The organism is Streptomyces sp. A3M-1-3 (genome assembly GCF_024213665.1).
Classification (GTDB): domain Bacteria; phylum Actinomycetota; class Actinomycetes; order Streptomycetales; family Streptomycetaceae; genus Streptomyces.
The window spans coordinates 14,717-30,544 of record NZ_JANAVP010000023.1 but is presented as its reverse complement, the minus strand read 5'-3'; the positions used below and the strand labels follow the sequence as shown (position 1 = coordinate 30,544).

Genomic DNA, 15,828 nt, shown 5'->3' with positions numbered 1-15,828 from the left:
GCGCGCGGAACAATGGACATATGAGCCAGCAGCCCAGCGCCGAGGTCCCGATCCAGCACGCCCAGCCGTCCGTCGGCTCCATAGCCGCGCACCGCCCGCATACCGTCGCGGCGGTCGTGTCCGACCTGGAGCCCGACCTCGACGCCGACCTGGACGGGTACGAAGAGGCCGACAACGATGGCGCGGAACTCCCCCAGGGCCGCTTCCTGGACCGGGAGCGCAGCTGGCTGGCGTTCAACGAGCGGGTGCTCGAACTCGCCGAGGACCCGGCGACCCCCCTCCTCGAGCGGGCGAACTTCCTCGCGATCTTCGCCAGCAACCTGGACGAGTTCTTCATGGTCCGGGTGGCCGGCCTCAAGCGCCGTATCGCCACCGGTGTCGCCACCCGCTCCGCGTCCGGCCTCCAGCCCCGCGAGGTGCTGGAACTGATCTGGAACCGGTCCCGCGAGCTCATGGCCCGGCACGCCGCCTGCTACCAGCAGGACATCGCCCCGGCACTGGCCGAGGAGGGCGTCCACCTCATCCGCTGGCCGGAGCTGACCGAGAAGGAGCAGGCGCGCCTCTTCACGCTCTTCCGCCAGCAGATCTTCCCCGTCCTCACCCCGCTGGCCGTGGACCCCGCGCACCCCTTCCCGTACATCTCGGGGCTCTCGCTGAACCTGGCCGTGGTGGTACGGAACCCGGTCAGCGGCCACCGCCACTTCGCGCGGGTCAAGGTGCCGCCGCTGCTGTCCCGCTTCCTGGAGGCCTCGCCGCAGCGGTACGTCCCGCTGGAGGACGTCATCGCGGCGCACCTGGAGGAGCTGTTCCCCGGCATGGAGGTGCTGGCGACCCACATGTTCCGGGTGACGCGGAACGAGGACCTCGAGGTCGAGGAGGACGACGCCGAGAACCTCCTGCAGGCCCTGGAGAAGGAGCTCATGCGGCGCCGCTTCGGCCCGCCGGTCCGCCTGGAGGTCGAGGAGTCCATCGACCCCGGTGTACTGGACCTCCTCGTCCAGGAGTTGAAGGTCTCCGCCGCCGAGGTGTACCCGCTGCCCGGCCCGCTGGACCTGACCGGCCTCTTCGGCATCTCCTCGCTGGACCGGCCCGAGCTGAAGTACCCGAAGTTCGTGGCCGGCACCCACCGCGACCTGGCGGAGGTCGAGTCCGCCTCGGCGCCCGACATCTTCGCCGCGCTGCGCGAACGGGACGTGCTCCTGCACCACCCGTACGACTCCTTCTCGACCTCCGTCCAGGCCTTCCTGGAGCAGGCCGCGAGCGACCGGGACGTCCTGGCCATCAAGCAGACGCTGTACCGGACCTCCGGCGACTCGCCCATCGTGGACGCCCTGATAGACGCCGCGGAGTCCGGCAAGCAGGTCCTCGTACTCGTCGAGATCAAGGCCCGCTTCGACGAGCAGGCCAACATCAAGTGGGCGCGCAAGCTTGAGGAGTCCGGCTGCCACGTCGTGTACGGGCTCGTCGGCCTGAAGACGCACTGCAAGCTGTCCCTGGTGGTCCGCCAGGAGGGCGACACCCTCCGCCGCTACTCGCACGTCGGCACCGGCAACTACCACCCCAAGACGGCCCGGCTGTACGAGGACCTCGGCCTGCTCACCGCCGACCCGCAGGTCGGCGCGGACCTCTCCGACCTCTTCAACCGGCTCTCCGGCTACTCGCGCCGCGAGACCTACCGGCGGCTGCTGGTCGCCCCCAAGTCCCTCCGGGACGGCCTGATCTCGCGGATCAACAAGGAGGCCCAGCACCACCGCGCGGGCCGCCCCGCGTACGTACGGATCAAGGTCAACTCGATGGTCGACGAGGCCGTCATCGACTCGCTCTACCGCGCCGCGCAGGCCGGCGTCCCCGTCGACATCTGGGTACGCGGCATCTGCGCGGTGCGCCCCGGCGTCACCGGGCTCTCGGAGAACATCCGGGTCCGGTCCGTCCTCGGCCGCTTCCTGGAGCACTCCCGGGTCTTCGCCTTCGGCAACGGCGGCGAGCCCGAAGTCTGGTTCGGCAGCGCCGACATGATGCACCGCAACCTCGACCGCCGGATCGAGGCACTGGTCCGGGTCACCGACCCGGCCCACCGCGCGGCACTCGACCGGATGCTGGAAACCGGCATGTCCGACTCCACGGCGTCCTGGCACCTCGGCCCGGACGGCAGCTGGAACCGGCACGGCTCGGACGCGGACGGTCAGCCGCTGCGGCACGTACAGGAGATGCTCATTGACGCCCGGAGGCGCCGGCGTGGCTCAGCAACACCATGACTCCACCGCAGGTGACGCGCTTACGGAATACCTGCAGAGCCAGGCCACGGAGTTCCTCCGCAGCCTGCGCCTCCACGGCGAGAGCGGAGTGGCCGCGGCGGAGGCCTCGGAGGCGGCCCGCGCGCTGCGCCGCGCCGCCCGCCGTATCAGCGGCACTCTGCACACGTTCCGGCCCCTGACGGACCAGGGCTGGGCGGACGGCCTCCGCACGGAGCTCGCCTGGCTCTCGGGCACCCTGGCGCTGGAACACGCCTACGCGTCACGCCAGGACCGGCTCCTGGAAGCACTGCACCGCCTCTCGGGCGCCCAGCACCTGCCCCCCGCCCGTACCGAGGTGCCGGACGCGTGGGCGGTCCTGCCCGCCCCGACCGCCCGGGGCGGCGACCGGCCGGCACCCGGGCCCGGCGGCCCCGGCACCCCTCCGGGCTCGTCGGCCGACGAGCCCGGCACAACCCGGCGCCCGTCCCCCGGCGGGAAGCCCGGCGCGCTCACCGTCGGGGCCGCCCGAGCCGGAGCGCTGCTGGAGCGGCAGCTCACCCTGGCCCGGACCCGGGCGCACTCGGCGGCCTTGCAGGCGCTGGGCTCGTCCCGGTTCCACGCCGTCGCCGACGCGGTGGCCGTACTGGCCTCCGAGGTGCCCCTCGCCCCGGCGGAGGCCACGCACCCGTACGACGCGCTGCCGCCGCTCGCCGCACGGGTCGAGGCGCGCCTCGCCGAGGCGGTGGCCACGCTGCCGCTGGGCCGCGCCGCGCACCCGTACAACGCCGAGGCGCTCGTCCACGGCCTCGCCTCCGCGCCCGCGAGCGAGCAGCAGGACGCGCCCTGGCACCAGGTCCGCCTGCTGCTCCGGCTGCACCGGTACGCCCAGGAGGTGCTGGGCACAGACGCGGCCCGGCTGGCCGGCGCGAGCGAGGCACTCGACCGGCACCGCGACGCGGCGGAGGCCGCGGCGGCCTCCGCGGCGGCGGCCCGTACGCCCCGCATCGCCCCGGCGACGGCGTACGCGCTGGGCGTGCTCCACGCGGACCAGCGCCACGAGGTGGAGGCGGCGCGCTTCGCGTTCCAGCAGCTCTGGCAGCGGAGCACGGTGGCGGCGACATGAACGGCGACTCAGTGGTTCTCGCGGCGGGATGCGTTCTCTGGCGACGCTCCCCCTCTGGCGACGGGATCGAACTCGCCCTGGTCCACCGACCAAAGTGGGCAGATTGGTCGCATCCGAAAGGCAAGCTGAAGCGTGAGGAGGACGCTCGGCACGGGGCCCTGCGCGAGGTGCTGGAGGAAACCGGCATGACGTGCGACTTGGGGTCGGAGCTGCCCACCGCCCGGTACCTGGTCGAGGGCCGCCCCAAGGAAGTCCGCTACTGGGCTGCCGCAGCCACGGGTGGTGAGTTCGTGCCGAACAGAGAGGTCGACCAGATGCTGTGGCTGGCTCCCGCTGCGGCGCGTAGCCGCCTCACGCAGAACAGAGACAGGGAACTGGTCACAGCTCTACTCAACGCCCTTCACCTGGCGCCTTGAGCCTGGCATCTCCCCTTCGGGCTGCCGCGCCTGCTCCTGCCTCATGCCCCTGTGCAGACGATTCGCCTGGACGTCGGTCATGATGCACTTCCACATTTCGTAGGTGCACTCGTCGGCGTCGTCGGCGTGGTCCCAGTCCCCGATCGTGGGCTCACCAGTCTGGGAGTCCGTCGTCCGACGCCAATTGCGTCTCCGTCGAGCCGGCCTGCTGGCGGACGCACCGGGCCGTCCGCCACGGTTCACCCTCCGTTCACTCACCCCCGTCGGCCGCTTCACCTGTTCTGCCTAGTTTCGGCAGTGCACGGTGCGAGCCGCAGGCACACAGTGGTTCCAGCCGGGCACGACGCATACAAGCCCGACGCATACGACTCTTCGCACGCCGCCCGACAGAGACCGGCGGCTCCTGGAAGGAACACCCGAAAGTGAAGCTTCAGCGCAAGAACCGGCTTCGCGCCACCGCGCTCGGCGCCCTCGCCGTCTCCGGCGCCCTGGTCCTCACGGCGTGCGGCTCGGACGACAACACCGGCACGGGCGGCACGGGCAGCGGCAACACGAAGGCCGCCAGCAACATCAAGTGCGACGACGCCAAGGGCCAGCTCCTCGCGGCCGGCTCGTCCGCGCAGAAGAACGCCATGGACCTGTGGGTCAAGAACTTCCAGGCCGCCTGTGCCGGCGTGGAGATCAACTACCAGCCCATCGGCTCCGGTGGCGGTATCACCAAGTTCAACCAGGGCCAGGTCGGCTTCGCCGGTTCCGACTCCGCGCTGAAGGACACCGAGGTCGCCGACTCGAAGAAGATCTGCAAGGGCGGCCAGGGCATCAACCTCCCGATGGTCGGCGGCCCGGTCGCGATCGGCTACAACCTGAGCGGCGTGGACAACCTCGTCCTGGACGCCCCGACCCTCGCCAAGATCTTCGACTCGAAGATCACCAAGTGGAACGACCCGGCGATCGCCAAGCTCAACCCGGGCGTCAAGCTCCCGAGCACCGCGATCCAGGCCTTCCACCGCTCTGACGAGTCGGGCACCACCCAGAACCTGGGCAAGTACCTCAGCAAGGCCGCCCCGGCCGAGTGGAAGCACGACCCGAAGTCGAAGTCGTGGCTCGCCGCCGGTGGCCAGGCCGCCAGCGGTTCCTCCGGTGTCGCCGCGGGCGTCAAGGGCACCGACGGTGCCATCGGCTACTTCGAGCTGTCCTACGCGACCGCGAGCAAGATCAACGCGGTCAAGATCAGCACCGGCGCCTCCGCCCCGGTCGAGGCCACCTCGGAGAACGCCTCCAAGGCGATCGCCGCCGCCAAGGTCAAGGGCACCGGCAACGACCTCGCCCTTGAACTCGACTACGCCACCAAGGCCGAGGGTGCCTACCCGATCGTCCTGGTGACGTACGAGATCGCCTGCGACAAGGGCAACAAGGCCGAGACGCTGCCCGCCGTCAAGGCGTTCCTGAACTACGCCATCAGCGACGAGGGCCAGAAGGTCCTCTCGGACGCCGGCTACGCGCCGATCCCGGCCGAGATCGCGGCCAAGGTCCGCGAGGTCGTTCCCACCCTGTCCTGATCCGATTCGCGGCCGGCCCCGTAACCCGAGGCCGGCCGCGCCTTCCGGTGCACCGCCGCCAGGAGCCTCCCCGGCTCCGCAGACCGGAGAAGACCGATGGATATAGCTACCCAAACCACTGCAGCCCCGCCGCCGGCGGAACCGCGCGCCAAGCGCAAGAGCCGGGCCGCGACGCGTCCCGGTGACCGGATTTTCCTGGGCCTGTCCCGGGGCTCCGGCGTCACCCTGCTGGTGATCATGGCCGCCATCGCGGCCTTTCTCGCCTACCGCGCCTCGCTCGCCATCTCGAAGGACTCAGGCAACTTCCTGACCACCTCCGAGTGGAACCCGGCCGGCAACCCGCCGATCTTCGGCATCGCCGTCCTCGCGTACGGAACGGTCGTCAGCTCGGTCATCGCCATGGCGATCGCCGTGCCGGTCGCGATCGGCATCGCGCTCTTCATCTCGCACTACGCGCCGCGCAAGCTGGCCGGTCCGCTCGCGTACATCGTCGACCTGCTGGCCGCGGTACCGAGCATCATCTACGGCCTCTGGGGTGCCGTCTTCCTGGTCCCGTACCTGGACGGCCTGAACAAGTGGCTGAACGAGTACCTCGGCTGGACGTACATCTTCGAGCGGACGAGCGAAGGCGTCGCCCGCAACCTGTTCACCGTCGGCATCCTGCTGGCGATCATGATCCTGCCGATCATCACTAACGTCACCCGTGAGGTCTTCCTCCAGTCGCCGAAGGCACACGAAGAGGCCGCACTGGCCCTCGGTGCCACCCGCTGGGAAGTCATCCGGATGTCGGTCCTGCCGTTCGGCCGCTCGGGCATCATCAGCGCCTCGATGCTGGGCCTGGGCCGCGCGCTCGGCGAGACGATGGCCGTCGCCGTCGTGCTCTCCCCCAGCTTCCTCATCTCCGGCCACCTGCTCGACCCGGGCGGCGGCACCTTCGCGCAGAACATCGCGGCGAAGTTCAACGAAGCCGACGAGTTCGGCCGCGACGCCCTGATCGCCTCCGGCCTCGTACTCTTCGCCATCACTCTGCTGGTCAACGGCGCAGCGCGGTGGATCATCGCCCGCCGCAAGGAGTACTCGGGGGCCAACGCATGAGCCAGACCCTTCAGGACAAGCGCCCCGCCACCCCGGTACGCCCGACGTCCCTCTCCCACGCCCGCCTCCCGCGCTGGGCCCCGGCCGCGATCGCCGTCGGGTCCGTCGCCGCGGGCTGCGGCCTCGGCCTGGCCGCCGGCTGGCACAGCCGGGTCCAGTGGGGCATGCTCTCCGCGCTGATCTTCGTGCTCGCGACCTACGCGATCACCACCAAGGTCGAGGGCAGCCGCCAGGGCAAGGACCGGGTCGCCACCAGCATCGTCTGGGTCAGCTTCATCCTCGCCGTCATCCCGCTGCTCTCGCTGGCCTGGGTGACGATCAGCAAGGGTGTGAAGGTCCTCGACCCGTACTTCCTGACGCACTCCATGAGCGGTCTGCTCGACACGGATGCGGGCGGCGGCGTCTACCACGCGCTGCTCGGCACCCTGGAGCAGGTCGGCATCGCGACCCTGATCGCCGCGCCGATCGGTCTGCTCACCGCGGTGTACCTGGTCGAGTACGGGAGCGGAAGGCTGGCGCACGCCGTCACCTTCTTCGTCGACGTCATGACGGGCATCCCGTCGATCGTGGCGGGTCTGTTCATCCTCGCCACCTGGAATCTGATGCTGGGCTTCGGGCCCTCCGGATTCGCCGGCGCGATGGCCCTCGCGATCCTGATGATGCCGGTGGTCGTCCGCTCCACCGAGGAGATGCTCAAGCTCGTCCCGAACGAGCTGCGCGAGGCATCCCTCGCCCTGGGCGTCCCCAAGTGGCGCACGATCCTCAAGGTCGTCCTGCCGACCGCTATAGGCGGCATCACCACCGGTGTGATGCTGGCGGTGGCGCGTATCACCGGCGAGACCGCCCCGGTTCTGCTGCTCGTCTTCGGTACGAAGCTGATCAACCCGAACCCCTTCGAAGGCGCCCAGTCGTCGCTCCCGCTGTACGTGTACGAGCAGTACGCGGTCGGCACCGACGCCTCCGTCGACCGGGCCTGGGCGGCAGCCCTCGTCCTGATCGCCTTCGTCATGATCCTCAACCTGGTGGCCCGCGGCATAGCCCGCTGGAAGGCCCCGAAGACCGGTCGCTGACACCGCGGCTACAAGAAAGTGATGTGAACCTCATGGCCAAGCGAATCGACGTCAGCGGCCTCTCCGCCTACTACGGCAGCCACCTCGCCATCGACGACATCTCCATGACCGTCGAGCCCCGCTCCGTGACCGCCTTCATCGGGCCGTCCGGCTGCGGCAAGTCCACCTTCCTACGCACCCTCAACCGGATGCACGAGGTCACCCCGGGCGGCCGCGTCGAGGGCAAGGTCCTGCTGGACGACGAGAACCTCTACGGCGCGGGCGTCGACCCGGTCGCCGTGCGCCGTACGGTGGGCATGGTCTTCCAGCGCCCGAACCCGTTCCCCACCATGTCAATCTTCGACAACGTGGCGGCGGGGCTGCGCCTGAACGGCTCGTACAAGAAGAGCGAGCTCGCGGAGATCGTCGAGCGGTCCCTGAAGGGCGCCAACCTCTGGAACGAGGTCAAGGACCGCCTGAACAAGCCGGGCTCCAGCCTGTCCGGCGGCCAGCAGCAGCGTCTGTGCATCGCCCGCGCGATCGCGGTCGAGCCGCAGGTCCTGCTGATGGACGAGCCCTGCTCCGCTCTCGACCCGATCTCCACCCTCGCGATCGAGGACCTGATCGGTGAGCTGAAGGAGCGCTTCACGATCGTCATCGTGACGCACAACATGCAGCAGGCGGCCCGCGTCTCGGACCGCACGGCGTTCTTCAACCTCGCGGCGGTCGGCCAGCCCGGCAAGCTCATCGAGCTCGACGACACCGAGCGGATCTTCTCCAACCCCTCGGTCCAGGCGACCGAGGACTACATCTCCGGCCGCTTCGGATAAGCAGTCGGCTCAGAGCCGTCCTGCGGTGCTGCATGGCGGTGCCACCGCAGGACGAAGGGCCCGCCCCCTCTCCCAGGGGGCGGGCCCACTTTTCGTACGGGGTCTGCAGGGGGCTACCCGAAGGCCAGGTTCACGACCCAGCTGCATCCCCCGGGGGCGACCCCCGGACCCCCAGCCGGGGGCGGCACCGCGAACCGCACCGCGAACCGCACCGCGAACCGCACCGCGACACGTCAGCCGAACGCCAGGTTCACGACCCAGAAGCTCAGCGCGGCGACCACCGCGGCCGCCGGCATCGTAATGAACCAGCCCATGACGATGTTCTTGGCCACGCCCCAGCGCACCGCGCGCGACCCCTTGGTCGAGCCCACACCCATGATCGCCGAGGTGATGACATGCGTGGTCGAGATCGGCGCGTGGAACATGAAGGACGCCGTGTACATCACCGACGCGGCCGTGGTCTCCGCCGCGAAGCCCTGCGGCGGGTCCAGTTCGATGATCCGCCGGCCCAGCGTCCGCATGATGCGCCAGCCGCCCGCGTACGTTCCGAGCGACAGCATCACCGCACAGGCGATCTTGACCCAGACCGGGATCGCGTCTCCCTGGTCCTCCACATCGGCGATGACCAGCGCCATCACCACGATGCCCATGGTCTTCTGGGCGTCCTGGAGACCGTGGCCGAGCGCCATGCCCGCCGCCGAAACGGTCTGGGCTATCCGGAAGCCTCGCTTCGCCTTGCTCGGGTTCGACCTGCGGAACATCCACAGGATCGCGACCATCACCAGATAGCCCAGGATCAGCCCGACGAAGGGCGATACGAACATCGGGATGACGACCTTCTCAAGCACCCCGGTCCAGATCACATCCGTCCCGCCGGCGATCGCCGCACCCACCATGCCGCCGAAGAGCGCGTGACTGGAGGACGACGGCAGCCCGAAGTACCAGGTCACCAGGTTCCACACGATCGCGCCGATCAGCGCGGCGAAGAGGATTCCCATCCCCTTCGCGCCCTGGGGGGTCGCGATCAGACCCTCGCTGACCGTCTTGGCCACCCCGCTGCCCAGAAACGCACCGGCCAGGTTCATCACCGCGGCCATCGCGAGCGCCGCGCGCGGGGTCAGCGCCCGCGTGGACACCGAGGTCGCGATGGCGTTCGCGGAGTCGTGGAAGCCATTGGTGTACGTGAAGCCGAGCGCGACGCCGATGGTCACGATCAGCGCAAAGGTGTCCACGAGGTTCAGGACTCCTTGACCGCGATGGTCTCCACCGTGTTCGCGACGTGCTCGAACGCGTCGGCAGCCTCTTCGAGCACATCAACGATCTGCTTGAGCTTGAGCACCTCGATGGCGTCGTACTTGCCGTTGAACAGGGTCGCGAGAAGCTTGCGGTGGATCTGGTCGGCCTGGTTCTCGAGCCGGTTGACCTCGATCCAGTACTCGGTGAGGCTGTCCATGGTCCGCAGATGCGGCATCGCCTCGGCGGTCAGCTCCGCCGCCCGCGCCAGCACCTCGATCTGCTGTTCGACACCCTTCGGCAGCTCTTCGACCTGGTACAGGACGACCAGGTCGACGGCCTCCTCCATGAAGTCCATGATGTCGTCGAGCGAAGAAGCGAGGTTGTAGATGTCCTCGCGGTCGAACGGCGTGATGAAGGAGGAGTTCAGCTGGTGGAAGATCGCGTGGGTGGCGTCGTCCCCCGCGTGCTCCGCTGCCCGCATGCGCTCCGCGATCTCGGCCCGGGCGGAGGAGTCCGCCCCGAGCAGTTCCATCAGGAGCTTGGAGCCCGTGACGATGTTGTCCGCTGACGCGGCGAACATGTCGTAGAAGCTCGTCTCCCTGGGGGTCAGACGAAAGCGCACGTGGGGTCCTCGGGGTGCATTGGATTTGGTCAGGGTGATGCTAGGCGCATCATCCGGCCACGGCTAACCGGCAAGACCCCAGTGTCGCCCATGGGACGCCGCTGTAGGCAGGGGCCCCCGACCGATCCGCACCATTCGTTACCATATACCCACGAGGGGTATGCAACCCCTTGAAAGACAACGGGAGGACGCGATGACGACCACCGAAGCGGCCGGCGCGACGACGACCGAAGCGCCCTCCGGGCACGAAGCGCCCTCGGCGCACGAGGCGGGGGTGCACGGCTACCACAAGCAGAAGGACGAGCACCTCAAGCGGCTCCGCCGGATCGAGGGCCAGATCCGCGGGCTGCAGCGGCTCGTCGATGAGGACGTGTACTGCATCGACATACTCACCCAGGTATCGGCGTCCACGAAGGCACTGCAGTCCTTCGCCCTCCAGCTCCTGGAGGAGCACCTGCGCCACTGCGTCGCCGCCGCCGCCGTCAAGGGCGGCGAGGAGATCGACGCGAAGGTCGAGGAGGCCACGAAGGCCATCGCCCGCCTGCTGCGTACCTGACGACCTCGGGGCGGGGGGCGAAGCCGGAACCGGGGCGCCCCCCGCAGCCCTACAACCGATGGTCGGCCTGCTCCGCGGCGACCTTCAGCACCTCGTCGATACGGTCCGCGCTGAGCCGCTCCTCGTCCGCCGCGGACGCCGCGATGATCAACTCACCGCACAGCTCGATCTCGGCGAGGGCCACGTGATCCTGAACTGCCGTACCGCGTGCCGGAGTCACGTGCATCACCTCTTCCTGCCGTCGTCGACTTCCTAGCGTAGGGAGCGGGACACACACCGCGCATGGCACGGACGGACCATTTAGGGGGTGTCCGGCCGGCCATGCCGGGCTCCCCGGTCAGTCAGCGATCTTCCCGGCGAAGATGTCCCGGGCCGCGGGGAGTTGCACCTTCACCGGCGCCCCGAACGCGTACAGCAGCGTCGTCGACGCGACCGCCACCGCACCGGCGCCCTTCCCCTTCCCGTTCCCGTTCCCGCTCACGAAGCTGAACTGGTGCCGGACCTTGCGCAGCCGCCCCTGCTCGTCGAGATACGCGTCGAACGGCACGGTGTCCTTGCTGAACCCTTTCGCCGCTGCCGCCAGCGCGCCCCGCGCCTGCGGTGACGCGGCCCGAGCGGCCCGCGCGATGTCGGTGACCCCTCGGTAGTGCCTGACCTTGGCCCCGGCCAGATCGGTCTCGCCGACGTACGTCACCGCCTGCGCGCCCCGGAGCAGCTCGGCCGCGGCGAGCGGATCGGTGGCCCCGCCGGTCACCAGGTTCCCGTCCGACAGGGTGGTCGTGTCCACCCGGACCCACTTGTCGGCGGGCACGCCCGCTCCCCGGTTCTTCATGTACAGCGCACCAGGAGCCAGCAGTTCCGTGATCGGCCGGTGCCCTTCCTTGCCGCTCGGATCCTTCGGGAGCATGACCGCAAGCTGCCCGATCCGCTGCCGGAAGTCGAAGCCGCCCTCGCCCCGGATGGTGACCCGCGTCCCGCCGGTCGCCATCTCCATGGACGTACGGGCCTTGGCGCTCCCCGTCCCGGTGAGCACATCGGCGGACCGGCGTACGGCGTCCACGGCGTCCGCGCCGCTCCGGTCCTCGGCCGAGGCGTCAGGGCCGACCGAACATCCGGCGGTCGCCACCGCCCCCGCCACGGCCACGGCCACGAGGGCAAGAGCCCCGCCTCTGCGCCTGTGCTGCTGCACCACCATCGCCTGCCAACCCCCAACTCCGAACCGCTGCCTGCCCGAGTCCCCACCCGTTCCGCTTAACGACTACTGCCTGAGGTCGTCACGCCCGCTCCGGAGAACCCCCCCGTCCAGGTACGGTGAAGACGTGCTTCCCCAAGCCCCACCGAACGCCCCGGAACACCGCACCAGCACCAGCGAGCGGGGCGCGTTCTGCATCGCCCACTGCACCTGCGGCTGGAAGGGCCCGGCTCGCCGCTCCCGCGAAAGAGCCCGCCAGGACGCGACGGTCCACAGCACGGAGGCCTGACCGCGCGAAGCCGTTCCGCGGCGACCGGCAGAAGTGGCCGAAACACACCCCCGCCGCGCCGGCGTAGCCCATACGGACCACGCCCGCTGGCCGACCGGCCCCGGTACGGATGCCCTGTAGGGAGAGGGACGACCCGAACCTGCAAGGGCGGAGCCGATGCAAGAACCCCGAATAGCCGTGCTCACCGCGGCCACGGCCACCACGCTCGTACTGGCGATGGGCGTACTGGCGGTGGGCAGCGGACCGGCAGCGGCGGTGGACAAGCCCACCGAGCCGGAAGAGCTGACGCTGATCAGCATCCCCGACGGCATGGCGCTGGCCGACCGGGACGGTAACCCGCTCTACCTGCGGGAGGCGGACCAGCCCGACCTGCCGGGCTGCGCGGGCGGGTGCGCGAGGACCTGGCCGGCGGCGATCGGCTATCCCACCAAGGCGGCCGGCATCACCGGAGACACCGCGCAGACCGTCACGGACGCGGAAGGCGCCGACCAGCCGCAGGTCATCTACAACACCCACCCGCTGTACTACCACCGGGACGACCGGCCGGGCCGGCCCACCGGCCAGGACGTGCCGGGCTGGAGCCTGGTCGCCGCCGACGGCAGCGCGCTGAGGCCCGCACCGGCCGGCACGGCGGCCGGGGATGCCCCCGGCGGGGCGGCCTCCCAGCTGCCCACGATTTCCTCGACCGCGGCCAGGGGGTCCACCACGGCGCCGCCCACCGCCCCGGCGAGCGAGCCCCCCGCCGACTCCGGGCAGACCTCCCCGCCCGACGGCGCACTGCGGGCCACGCCCTCCGGGGCGGTGGGCGGCGGAGCCGACCACTCGGCGAACGGCGCGGCCATCCGTACCGGGCACAGCACGGCCGACCTCACGCTGGCGATCGGCGCGACCACGGCCGCCGCGGCCGGCACCGGACTGTGGCTGCGCGCCCACCACCGCCGAAGGGCCGGCGAGCACCGCTGAAGCGCAAGCGCCGCAGGCCGGGCCACAGGTCACGCGGCAGGCCGGGCGGCAGCGCCGGCGGCGGGCGCGGCAGGGGCGGCAGGGCGGTGCGGGCGGTGTTCACGGCCTCGGCGCTGTGCGCGCTGGCGGCCCTGCTGCTGAACCTCTACGCCACGCACCCGCCCGGGGAACGCGGCGCCGTCCCCGCCGCCGGCCCCACCGCCCCGGTGCGGCTGCGCATCCCCGCCCTCGGCCTCGACGCGCCGGTCCTGCCGCTCGGGCTGGACGACCACGGGACGCTGGAGGTACCGGAGTTCGAGGACGCGATGAAGGTCGGCTGGTACCGCCTGGGCCCACCCCCCGGCGGGCCGGGTCCCGCGGTCCTGGTGGGTCACCGTGACGCCCCGTCGGCGGAGGGCACCGGCGACCGGGACGGCTTCCGTAACGCCGTTTTCGCACGGCTGGGACGGGTGGGCGTGGGGGATCTGATCGAGGCGGAGCGCGGGGACGGGCAGCGTATGCGCTTCACGGTCACCGGCGTCGAGACGTACCGGACGGACCGGTTCCCGACGGAGCGGGTCTACGGTCCCGTCCCCGGCCCGGAGCTACGGCTGATCACCTGCGGCGGCGCCATCGGCCCGGGCGGCCACTGGGACTCGAACATCGTCGTCAGCGCGGCGCTGACCGCCGTGGTGACGCCGGCTCAGGCGGCCAGGTCGTTGTCCTCGGATCTCGGCTCGGGGATGTCCAGCGGTGTCGCCCGCCCGGGCTCCTCCGACTCGTCCGACCGGCCCGCGCCCTTCGCCCGGACGAGCCGTCCCACCCGCTCGGACCGCGCGACCGCCGACACGACCGGCGTCAGCAGCGCCATGGCGAGCGGCGCGAGCAGCAGCGCGACGGCCGTGCCGAGCGCGAAGCCGCCGATCACGTCCGTCGGGTAGTGCACGCCCAGGTAGACGCGGCAGAAGCCCTCGACGACCGCGAGGGCGATCCCGGCGAGGCCGAACCTCCGGTTGGCGACGAAGAGACCGACACCCATGGCCATGGCCAACGTCGCGTGGTCACTGACGAACGAGTAGTCCGCCTTCCCCGACACCAGGACCTCCAGCCCCCGGTGTCCGACGAACGGCCGGGGCCGCTCGACGAATCCGCGGATCGGAATGTTGACGAGGACGGCGAGACCCGCCGCGAGCGGTGCCCAGACGAGCCCGGCGACCGAGGACACCGCCTGGGCCTCGTCCTCCCGCCGGCGCACGCTCCACCAGCACCAGAGCACCAGCAGAACCAGGGCGAGCAGGATTCCGTACTCGCCGGCGAACTCCATCACGCGGTCGAACCAGCGGGGCGCGTCCACCGCCAGTCCGTTGATGTCGTAGAGCAGGCTGACGTCGGGGTTCGACCCATCTGTCGCGAGTCCAGCCATCTGCTGCGGCCCCTTGCCTTGTCGCCTGCGGGCGCACTCCGGCGTGCGCCCTCTCCATCAACCCCCGTGGTCGTGCCGGTCACTGGTACCAGGGAACGCCCGGCCTGCTGGGTACGTTCCGCTCTCCACCGAACGATCACTCAGACGTTATCGAAGAGAGATACATCGCCGCAGCTCAGGGCCACCGTTTTACGGAGAGTTCAAGCCATGTCACCCGGATTGTCACGCGGCGGGGAAGGTCTTCGGGAGCGCCTTCGCGCCATCCTCGGTGACCCGCGTGGCGCCGAAGTAGTCCGGCGTATCGATCTTGTCGAAGCGGATCTCGGCCCCGGTGTACGGCGCGTTGATCATGTACCCGCCACCGACATACAGCCCGACGTGCCGGATCGCGCGCGAGTTGTTCAGGTCGTCCGAGAAGAAGACGAGGTCACCGGGCAGCAACTCGTCCCGCGACGGATGCGGCCCGGCGTTGTACTGGTCGTTGGCGACGCGCGGCAGCTCGATTCCCACCGTCTCGTACGCGGCCTTGGTCAACCCGGAACAGTCGAACCGCCCGCCCTGATCTGTGGTCCCGTTCCCGCCCCACAGATACGGCGTTCCGAGCTTCTTCTGCGCGAAGTAGATGGCCCCGGCGGCCTGCCGAGAGGGCGCGACGCGCCCGACGGGCCGCGCGAAGCTCTTCTCCAGGGTGGTGATGACCTTGACGTAGTTCTGGGTCTCGCGGTAGGGCGGCACGCCCTTGTACTTGATGACCGCGTACGCGCCCGCGTTGTAGGCGGCCAGCATGTTCTTGGTCTGATCGCCCGGCACATCCTCGACGTATCCGGCCAGTTTGCAGTCGTACGAAGCGGCTGACGGAATCGCATCGGCCGGGTCCCAGACGTCCCGGTCCCCGTCGTTGTCCCCGTCGAGGCCGTGCACGGCCCAGGTCCCCGGAATGAACTGCGCGATGCCCTGGGCCTCGGCGGGGCTCTTGGCCTTCGGGTTCCAGCCGCTCTCCTGGTACAACTGCGCGGCCAGCAGCGCGGGATTGATGGCGGGGCAGAGATTGCCCCACTTCTGTACGAGCGGCTGGTACAACGCGGGCACGGCCCCCTTGGCCAGCCCGACGGCCCGCCCGCCACCCCCGGCGGCCAGGCTCGCGGCGGCGGAGTACGTCCCGACGACGAGCAGCCCGAGGAAGCTCAGGCACAACCCGATCCCGATCCCACCGCCAACCCAGAATTTCCGCACCCCTCAACCCTCCCCCATCCGGGCCGGAT

Annotated in this window: 17 protein-coding genes and 1 pseudogene; 11 read left to right on the top strand and 7 right to left on the bottom strand. The window is 70.3% G+C overall.

Translation table 11 applies throughout. The features are described from left to right. Positions 1–20 precede the first annotated feature (20 nt). From NLX86_RS24005 to pstB, 7 genes are all read left to right on the top strand, one after another. Entirely contained in the window at positions 21–2,255 is a 2,235-nt protein-coding gene (locus NLX86_RS24005) for an RNA degradosome polyphosphate kinase (protein WP_254373848.1), read from the top strand. Further along, positions 2,236–3,357 (top strand): CHAD domain-containing protein, encoded by a 1,122-nt coding sequence (locus tag NLX86_RS24000; protein ID WP_254373847.1) that lies wholly within the window; start codon positions 2,236–2,238, stop codon positions 3,355–3,357. The genes NLX86_RS24005 and NLX86_RS24000 overlap by 20 nt, the downstream gene beginning before the upstream one ends. Next, positions 3,354–3,773 (top strand): NUDIX hydrolase, encoded by a 420-nt coding sequence (locus NLX86_RS23995; protein WP_254373846.1) that lies wholly within the window; start codon positions 3,354–3,356, stop codon positions 3,771–3,773. Before NLX86_RS24000 ends, NLX86_RS23995 begins: the two co-directional genes overlap by 4 nt. A gap of 422 nt (positions 3,774–4,195) precedes the next feature. Beyond that, positions 4,196–5,332: a phosphate ABC transporter substrate-binding protein PstS gene (gene pstS, locus NLX86_RS23990; protein WP_254373845.1), complete on the top strand. Its 1,137-nt coding sequence runs from the start codon at positions 4,196–4,198 to the stop codon at positions 5,330–5,332. Positions 5,333–5,428: 96 nt separating this feature from the next. Further along, positions 5,429–6,427, top strand: a complete 999-nt coding sequence (gene pstC, locus NLX86_RS23985; RefSeq protein ID WP_254373844.1) for a phosphate ABC transporter permease subunit PstC — start codon at positions 5,429–5,431, stop codon at positions 6,425–6,427. Next, positions 6,424–7,497 (top strand): phosphate ABC transporter permease PstA, encoded by a 1,074-nt coding sequence (pstA, locus tag NLX86_RS23980; protein ID WP_254373843.1) that lies wholly within the window; start codon positions 6,424–6,426, stop codon positions 7,495–7,497. The genes pstC and pstA overlap by 4 nt, the downstream gene beginning before the upstream one ends. Positions 7,498–7,529: 32 nt before the next feature. Next, positions 7,530–8,306: a phosphate ABC transporter ATP-binding protein PstB gene (gene pstB, locus NLX86_RS23975; RefSeq protein WP_254373842.1), complete on the top strand. Its 777-nt coding sequence runs from the start codon at positions 7,530–7,532 to the stop codon at positions 8,304–8,306. Positions 8,307–8,539: 233 nt separating this feature from the next. Here the strand turns inward: pstB and NLX86_RS23970 are convergent, their stop codons facing one another. After that, a complete protein-coding gene (locus NLX86_RS23970; protein ID WP_254373841.1) occupies positions 8,540–9,538 on the bottom strand; it encodes an inorganic phosphate transporter in 999 nt (332 codons plus the stop codon). Between the two features lie 5 nt (positions 9,539–9,543). Then, positions 9,544–10,164, bottom strand: coding sequence for a DUF47 family protein (locus NLX86_RS23965; RefSeq protein ID WP_254373840.1), 621 nt, complete (start codon positions 10,162–10,164; stop codon positions 9,544–9,546). A gap of 193 nt (positions 10,165–10,357) precedes the next feature. Here NLX86_RS23965 and NLX86_RS23960 point away from each other — a divergent pair, with 193 nt between their 5' ends. Then, positions 10,358–10,720: a metal-sensitive transcriptional regulator gene (locus tag NLX86_RS23960; protein ID WP_254373839.1), complete on the top strand. Its 363-nt coding sequence runs from the start codon at positions 10,358–10,360 to the stop codon at positions 10,718–10,720. A gap of 49 nt (positions 10,721–10,769) precedes the next feature. On the opposite strand, the gene NLX86_RS23955 is transcribed toward NLX86_RS23960, so the two are convergent. Then, positions 10,770–10,940, bottom strand: a complete 171-nt coding sequence (locus tag NLX86_RS23955; RefSeq protein ID WP_254373930.1) for a hypothetical protein — start codon at positions 10,938–10,940, stop codon at positions 10,770–10,772. Between the two features lie 117 nt (positions 10,941–11,057). Further along, positions 11,058–11,915 carry a hypothetical protein gene (locus NLX86_RS23950; protein ID WP_254373838.1) on the bottom strand — a complete coding sequence of 286 codons (858 nt, stop codon included), beginning with the start codon at positions 11,913–11,915 and terminating at the stop codon, positions 11,058–11,060. A 124-nt stretch (positions 11,916–12,039) separates the two neighbouring features. On the opposite strand from NLX86_RS23950, the gene NLX86_RS23945 reads away from it, so the two are divergent. Then, positions 12,040–12,201, top strand: a complete 162-nt coding sequence (locus NLX86_RS23945) for a hypothetical protein (protein ID WP_254373837.1) — start codon at positions 12,040–12,042, stop codon at positions 12,199–12,201. 156 nt (positions 12,202–12,357) lie between these two features. Then, positions 12,358–13,164, top strand: a complete 807-nt coding sequence (locus NLX86_RS23940) for a hypothetical protein (RefSeq protein ID WP_254373836.1) — start codon at positions 12,358–12,360, stop codon at positions 13,162–13,164. A 29-nt stretch (positions 13,165–13,193) separates the two neighbouring features. On the opposite strand, the gene NLX86_RS23935 is transcribed toward NLX86_RS23940, so the two are convergent. Then, positions 13,194–13,538, bottom strand: a complete 345-nt coding sequence (locus tag NLX86_RS23935) for a hypothetical protein (protein ID WP_254373835.1) — start codon at positions 13,536–13,538, stop codon at positions 13,194–13,196. Between NLX86_RS23935 and NLX86_RS35155 the strand changes: the two are divergent. Next, positions 13,425–13,766 (top strand): annotated as a pseudogene (locus tag NLX86_RS35155) (sortase domain-bontaining protein); the annotation flags it as partial. The gene NLX86_RS23935 and the pseudogene NLX86_RS35155 sit on opposite strands and share 114 nt — an antisense overlap. 80 nt (positions 13,767–13,846) lie before the next feature. On the opposite strand, the gene NLX86_RS23930 reads toward NLX86_RS35155, so the two are convergent. Together NLX86_RS23930 and NLX86_RS23925 are read right to left on the bottom strand one after the other, a co-directional pair. Then, positions 13,847–14,566: a phosphatase PAP2 family protein gene (locus NLX86_RS23930; RefSeq protein WP_254373834.1), complete on the bottom strand. Its 720-nt coding sequence runs from the start codon at positions 14,564–14,566 to the stop codon at positions 13,847–13,849. A gap of 222 nt (positions 14,567–14,788) precedes the next feature. Then, on the bottom strand, positions 14,789–15,799 hold the full coding sequence (locus tag NLX86_RS23925; protein ID WP_254373833.1) for a bifunctional lytic transglycosylase/C40 family peptidase: 1,011 nt from the start codon (positions 15,797–15,799) through the stop codon (positions 14,789–14,791). Positions 15,800–15,828 lie beyond the last annotated feature (29 nt).

Excerpts from the sequence above, each read along its gene's own strand:
- pstA (WP_254373843.1), top strand. The coding sequence starts at position 6,424 with ATGAGCCAGACCCTTCAGGACAAGCGCCCCGCCACCCCGGTACGCCCG.
- NLX86_RS24005 (WP_254373848.1), top strand. The coding sequence starts at position 21 with ATGAGCCAGCAGCCCAGCGCCGAGGTCCCGATCCAGCACGCCCAGCCG.
- NLX86_RS23960 (WP_254373839.1), top strand. The coding sequence starts at position 10,358 with ATGACGACCACCGAAGCGGCCGGCGCGACGACGACCGAAGCGCCCTCC.
- pstC (WP_254373844.1), top strand. The coding sequence starts at position 5,429 with ATGGATATAGCTACCCAAACCACTGCAGCCCCGCCGCCGGCGGAACCG.
- NLX86_RS23995 (WP_254373846.1), top strand. The coding sequence starts at position 3,354 with ATGAACGGCGACTCAGTGGTTCTCGCGGCGGGATGCGTTCTCTGGCGA.
- NLX86_RS23950 (WP_254373838.1), bottom strand. The coding sequence starts at position 11,915 with ATGGTGGTGCAGCAGCACAGGCGCAGAGGCGGGGCTCTTGCCCTCGTG.
- NLX86_RS23940 (WP_254373836.1), top strand. The coding sequence starts at position 12,358 with ATGCAAGAACCCCGAATAGCCGTGCTCACCGCGGCCACGGCCACCACG.
- pstB (WP_254373842.1), top strand. The coding sequence starts at position 7,530 with ATGGCCAAGCGAATCGACGTCAGCGGCCTCTCCGCCTACTACGGCAGC.
- NLX86_RS23930 (WP_254373834.1), bottom strand. The coding sequence starts at position 14,566 with ATGGCTGGACTCGCGACAGATGGGTCGAACCCCGACGTCAGCCTGCTC.